Below are 2,372 nucleotides of genomic sequence, written 5' to 3'. Positions count from 1 at the left end.
ATCGGCCCGGCGCTGGAGGCCCGCGACGTGCTGGCCGTGCTGCGCCGGCAGGCCGATGCCCCGGACGACCTGAAGCAGCGCGCGCTGCGCCTGGCCGGCGACATCCTGGAACTCGGCGGCGCGGCGCCAGAAGGCCAGGGACTGCGTCTCGCGACCGAGGTGCTCTCCGATGGACGCGCGTGGGCCAAGTTCACCGACATCTGCGAGGCCCAAGGTGGACTGCGCGACGTGCCGCTGGCACCGCACCGGCGGGTCGTCGAGGCGCCCTCGGCGGGGCGCATCACGGCCGTCGACAACCGCGTGCTGGCAAGAGCCGCCAAGCTCGCCGGCGCCCCGAACGCACCGGCGGCCGGCGTCGACGTCCATGCCCGCCTCGGCGACGTCGTGCAGAGAGGACAGCCGCTCTTCACGCTGCATGCGCAGGCCCCCGGGGAACTGGCCTATGCGCAGCAGTTCGTCGACGCGCGCCCCCCCATCTTCCAGATCGCGGAGGCGTCGTGAGAGCCATCGTCTTCCATCTGCCCGGCGACGAGGGTTTTGCCGACCGGCTGGTTCGCTCGCTACAGGCCGAGCGTGCGGCCCTGGAACTGCACCGCTTTCCGGATGGAGAGTCACTGGTCCGCCTGGATGCGGACGTGACGGGCCGGACCGTCGTGCTCACCTGCAGCTTGGCGCGACCCGACGAGAAGACCCTGCCGCTGCTCTTCGCGGCAGACGCAGCACGCGACCTCGGCGCGGCGAAGGTGCTGCTGGCGGCCCCGTACCTCGCCTACCTGCGGCAGGACCGGCGCTTCCATGCCGGCGAAGCCGTTACGTCACGCTCCTACGCGGCGCTGCTGTCCACCGCCTTCGATGCGCTGGTGACGGCCGACCCGCATCTGCACCGCTACCACGCACTCGGCGAGATCTACCGCATCCCGACACGGGTGGTGCACACGGCGCCGCTGATCGCCGGCTGGGTCGCGGCACACGTCGACCGCCCGCTGCTGATCGGGCCCGACTCGGAGAGCGAGCAATGGGTCGCGGAAGTCGCCGCCGCCGCGGGCGCACCCTGGACCGTGCTGCAGAAGATCCGCCGCGGCGACCGCGATGTCGAGGTCAGCCTGCCGGACGTGTCGGCCTGGACCGACCGCCAGCCAGTGCTGGTCGACGACATCGTCTCCAGCGCACGCACCATGATCCAGGCCGTCGCCAGCGTGCGCCGAGTCGGCCTGCCCGCGCCGCTGTGCATCGGCGTGCATGCGCTTTTCGCGCCGGGGGCTTACGAAGAACTGCTGGCCACCGGGCCGGCCCGCGTGCTCACCTGCGACACGGTGCCGCACGCCTCCAACGAGATCAGCGTCGTCGAACCGATGGCGCGCGCACTGGAAGAACTGATGGAGGGAATCGCATCGTGAACGACACTCGCCCGTCCCTGGTCTGGCGGCTGTGGCTGCTCATCGCGCAGGTGATCGCGGTCTCCGCGGGTCTGCTGATCGCCTGGCGGGCGTTCGGGCCCGAGCCCGCCACACCTGCGCGCCCGGACATCGTGGCGCTGCGAGAGGCACCCCATGCCGACCCGGCGGCCTCCGCACCGGGTGCCAAGGCCGTCGTGGCACGCCTGGAGGGCGGCTTCCGTGCGGCAGCGGCGAAGGCCTCGGCTTCGGTCGTCAACATCTACACGCGCAAGGCTCCGCCACGGCAACTGCCCGGCTGGCTGCGGCCGTATGGCGGCTCCGAGGAGGAAGCCGCGCAGGGCCAGTCGAGCCTTGGCTCGGGCGTGATCGTGGCCGCACAGGGTTTCATCCTGACCAACAACCACGTCGTCGAGGGCGCCGACGAGATCGCCGTGATGCTGCCCGGCGGCAAAGTGGCCGAGGCGCGGGTCGTCGGCACGGACCCGGAGACCGACCTCGCGGTGCTGCGCATCGACGCCAAGGGCCTGCAGCCCATCACCTTTGCCGATCCCGCCTCGGTGCAGATCGGTGACATCGTGCTGGCCGTCGGCGATCCGTTCGGCGTGGGCCAGACGGTGACGCAGGGCATCGTGAGCGCCACCGGCCGCAACCGACTCGGCATCAACACGTTCGAGAACTTCATCCAGACCGACGCGGCCATCAATCCCGGCAATTCAGGCGGTGCGCTGGTCGACGCGTCCGGCCATCTGGTGGGCATCAACACCGCCATCTATTCACGCAGCGGCGGCTCGCAGGGCATCGGCTTCGCGATCCCGGTGAGCCTCGCCCGGCAGGTGATGGAGCAGATCATCGCCACCGGCCGCGTCAGCCGCGGCTGGCTCGGCGTGAGCGCCCGAGACGTCGTTCACGAGACCACCGGCGCCGCAGCCGGTGCCGCGCTCGTCGCCGTGCAGCGCGGTGGCCCGGCCGACCGCG

The 2,372-nt window shown here is 71.5% G+C and carries 2 protein-coding genes and 1 pseudogene; all 3 read left to right on the top strand.

Going from position 1 to position 2,372, the window contains the following annotated elements; all coding sequences use genetic code 11:
* Positions 1 to 501, top strand: a pseudogene (locus tag Y694_RS26905) (thymidine phosphorylase); the annotation flags it as partial.
* Positions 498 to 1,397, top strand: coding sequence for a ribose-phosphate pyrophosphokinase (locus tag Y694_RS21330; RefSeq protein ID WP_036236438.1), 900 nt, complete (start codon positions 498 to 500; stop codon positions 1,395 to 1,397). The pseudogene Y694_RS26905 and the gene Y694_RS21330, both read left to right, overlap by 4 nt.
* The coding region (locus tag Y694_RS21325; protein WP_036236435.1) for a S1C family serine protease at positions 1,394 to 2,372 on the top strand (979 nt) is incomplete at its 3' end. The genes Y694_RS21330 and Y694_RS21325, both read left to right, overlap by 4 nt.

It is taken from the genome of Methylibium sp. T29-B (assembly GCF_000576225.1).
Lineage (GTDB): Bacteria > Pseudomonadota > Gammaproteobacteria > Burkholderiales > Burkholderiaceae_C > Methylibium > Methylibium petroleiphilum.
This window is presented reverse-complemented; position numbering and strand designations above follow the sequence as displayed.